General features: G+C 69.5%; 3 protein-coding genes. All 3 read left to right on the top strand.

Translation table 11 applies throughout. The annotated features are described in order from the left end of the window. Positions 1–88: 88 nt before the first annotated feature. The 3 genes from araA to ACFRAH_RS24190 are packed head-to-tail and all read left to right on the top strand — an operon-like array spanning position 89 to position 3,550. Positions 89–1,609: an L-arabinose isomerase gene (gene araA, locus ACFRAH_RS24180; protein ID WP_377993429.1), complete on the top strand. Its 1,521-nt coding sequence runs from the start codon at positions 89–91 to the stop codon at positions 1,607–1,609. Positions 1,610–1,623: 14 nt separating this feature from the next. Beyond that, entirely contained in the window at positions 1,624–2,520 is an 897-nt protein-coding gene (locus tag ACFRAH_RS24185; protein ID WP_377993430.1) for an aldose 1-epimerase family protein, read from the top strand. A 16-nt stretch (positions 2,521–2,536) separates the two neighbouring features. Continuing rightward, entirely contained in the window at positions 2,537–3,550 is a 1,014-nt protein-coding gene (locus tag ACFRAH_RS24190; protein ID WP_377993431.1) for a LacI family DNA-binding transcriptional regulator, read from the top strand. Positions 3,551–3,627 lie beyond the last annotated feature (77 nt).

The following is a 3,627-nucleotide window of genomic DNA, read 5'->3' on the forward strand; positions in this document are numbered from 1 at the left end:
AGATCGAGTCGCTCTACGACCGCTACCAGAACGTTTACGGCCGCTAGTTCCGGCCCCGCACACCCCCAAGACTTTCCAAGGAGACACCATGTCCAACGCCAACAACACCTCCCTCGAGCACTACGAGGTCTGGTTCCTCACCGGCAGCCAGCACCTCTACGGCGAGGACGTCCTGAAGCAGGTGGCCGCCCAGTCCCAGGAGATCGCCGCCGCCCTGAACGAATCCTCCGACGTCCCGGTCAAGCTCGTCTGGAAGCCCGTGCTCACGGACTCGGACGCGATCCGCCGCACCGCGCTGGAGGCCAACTCGGACGATGCGGTGATCGGCGTGACGGCGTGGATGCACACCTTCTCCCCGGCCAAGATGTGGATCCAGGGCCTGGACCTGCTCCGCAAGCCCCTCCTGCACCTGCACACCCAGGCCAACGTGGACCTGCCGTGGGCGGACATCGACTTCGACTTCATGAACCTGAACCAGGCCGCGCACGGCGACCGCGAGTTCGGCTACATCCAGTCCCGGCTGGGCGTGCCGCGCAAGACGGTCGTGGGCCACGTGTCCAACCCCGAGGTGGCCCGCCAGGTGGGCATCTGGCAGCGCGCCTCCGCCGGCTGGGCGGCCGTCCGGAACCTGAAGCTGACCCGCTTCGGGGACAACATGCGCAACGTCGCCGTCACCGAAGGCGACAAGACCGAGGCCGAGCTGCGCTTCGGCGTCTCGGTCAACACCTGGTCCGTCAACGAGCTCGCCGACGCCGTGCACGGCGCCGCCGAGTCCGACGTCGACACTTTGGTTGCCGAGTACGAGCGGCTTTATGAGGTGGTTCCCGAGCTGAAGGCCGGCGGGGCCCGCCATGAGTCCCTCCGCTACAGCGCCCGGATCGAGCTCGGGCTGCGCAGCTTCCTCGAAGCCAACGGCTCCGCTGCGTTCACCACGTCCTTCGAGGACCTGGGCGAGCTGCGGCAGCTTCCGGGCATGGCCGTGCAGCGGCTCATGGCCGACGGCTACGGCTTCGGCGCCGAGGGCGACTGGAAGACCGCCATCCTGATCCGTGCCGCCAAGGTCATGGGCGCCGGGCTGCCCGGCGGGGCCTCCCTGATGGAGGACTACACCTACCACCTGGCGCCCGGACAGGAGAAGATCCTCGGCGCGCACATGCTGGAGGTCTGCCCCTCGCTGACCGCCAAGAAGCCGCGCGTCGAGATCCACCCGCTGGGCATCGGCGGCAAGGAGGACCCGGTCCGGATGGTGTTCGACACCGACGCCGGCCCGGGCGTCGTCGTCGCCCTGTCCGACATGCGCGACCGGTTCCGCCTCGTGGCGAACGCCGTCGACGTCGTCGACCTCGACGAGCCGCTGCCCAACCTGCCGGTGGCACGCGCCCTCTGGGAACCGAAGCCCGACTTCGCCACGTCCGCCGCCGCCTGGCTGACCGCCGGCGCCGCGCACCACACCGTCCTCTCCACCCAGGTGGGCGTGGACGTGTTCGAGGACTTCGCCGAGATCGCTCAGACCGAGCTGCTCACCATCGACGAGGGCACCACCCTCAAACAGTTCAAGAAGGAACTCGCCTGGAACGCCGCCTATTACCGGCTGGCCGGCAGGCTGTGACCGAAAATAGGGCTGTGACCGAATACAGAATCCGGGCGGGGGAGTACACCGCCACCATCACGGCCCTGGCCGGCGCGCTGCGGGAGCTGCGCCACCGGGGACGGGACCTCATCGTCCCGTTCCCGGCGGGCGGATCCATTCCCGACTACCGCGGCATCGTCGCGGCGCCCTGGCCCAACAGGATCGCCGACGGCCGGTACACGTTCGACGGCGCCGAGTACGAGGTGCCGGTCAACGAGGCCGACCGCGGCTGCGCCCTGCACGGGCTGGTGTTTCCGCTGGAGTGGACTCTCGAGTCGCATGATGAGTCATCGGTGACGGTGTCCTGCTCCCCGGAGCCGACGGCGGGATACCCGCATGAGCTGCGCGTCGCCGTCGAATACCGGCTGGCGGACGACGGCCTGCACAGCACGGTTACGGTGGCGAATCTCGGCGGCACCGCGGCGCCGTACGGCGTCTGCCCGCACCCCTACCTGGTGGCCGGGCCGTCACCCCTCGACGAATGGACCCTTGAAATCCCCGCCGGGACGTTCCTCGAAGTCACGCCGGACCGGCTGCTGCCGAAGGAAACGCGCAGCGTGGACGGGCACGAGTTTGATTTCCGCGCACCGCGCCGCATTGGCGGCACGGAGATCGACCACGCCTTCACGGACATAGAGTTCGACGGCGGCGGGGAAGCCCGTGTGCTGGTCCGGGACCCGGGTGGGACCGGCGTCGGCATGGCCTGGGACGGCACCTGCCGCTGGCTGCAGATCCATACCGCGGACAAGCAGCCCCCGTTCCCGAACCGGCTGGGCCTCGCCGTGGAGCCGATGACCTGCCCTCCGGACGCCTTCAACAGCGGCACGGACCTGATCCGGCTTGAGCCGGGCGCCACGCACCGGGCGTCCTGGAGCATCTTCGCCACGTGACAGCAAGACCCATAAGGTGACAGCCAACCCCGCGCCGCGTCCTCCTGTGATGGAGGACGTGGCGCGTCGTGCTGGGGTGTCCCACCAGACGGTGTCGCGCGTGCTGAACGCGCATCCAAATGTCAGCGCCCGGACTCGCAAGCGCGTCGAACGTGCCATCGCCGAACTGGGGTACCGCCGCAACACCGCGGCCCGAAGCCTTGTCACCCGGCGCTCCCAGGCCATCGGCGTCCTGGCCGCCGGCACCGCGCACTACGGCCCGGCCAACACGCTTCTTGGCGTCCAGCAGGCAGCCCGGAACGAGGGCTATGCGGTCAGCATGGCCAGCCTCAGCGAGGTGACCCCTGCAGGCATCGACGACGCCCTTGAGCACTTCCTGCTGCAGTCCGTGGACGGGATCGTGGTGATCGTGCCGCACCAGACCATGTTGGAGTCGCTGCGCTCCATCACCGTGTCCGTCCCGCTGGTTGCCGTGGGTTTCGGGGCGGATGAGCACCTGACGGTCGCGGCTGTGAACCAGCGCGCCGGTGCGGCCCTCGCCGTGCAGCACCTGGTCAACCTTGGCCACACCTCCATCGCCCACATTGCCGGTCCGCAGGACTGGATGGACGCCGTGGCCCGCACCGAAGGCTGGCGCCGGCCCCTTGCACAGGCCGGGCTCCCGGAAGGCTTGCTGATCCCGGGGGACTGGAGCGCCGAAAGCGGCTACCGCGCCGGGCTGGAACTGGCCAACGCCGGTGGGGCGACGGCTGTGTTCGCGGCCAACGACCAGATGGCACTGGGCGCGCTGCGCGCCTTCAGCGAGGCCGGCCTGCGCGTCCCGGAGGACATCAGCGTGGAGGGTTTCGACGACCAGCCGGAGGCCGGTTACTTCGTCCCGCCGCTGACCACCGTGAACCAGGGCTTCAAGGAGCTCGGCGCGCGCTGCATCCGGATGCTGCTGTCCGACATGGCCCAGGGCCCCTCGGGCGCGGCCTCGGTCCTCAATCCCAAGCTGGTGGTGCGGGGCTCGACGGCGGCCCCCAGGTAGGTGGGCCTCCGGACGCCGGTGGCTTCCCGCATCCAGTACGACGACGGCCCCGCACCTTTTTCGCAAAGGTGCGGGGC

The organism is Arthrobacter sp. NPDC056727 (genome assembly GCF_042790555.1).
GTDB lineage: Bacteria > Actinomycetota > Actinomycetes > Actinomycetales > Micrococcaceae > Arthrobacter.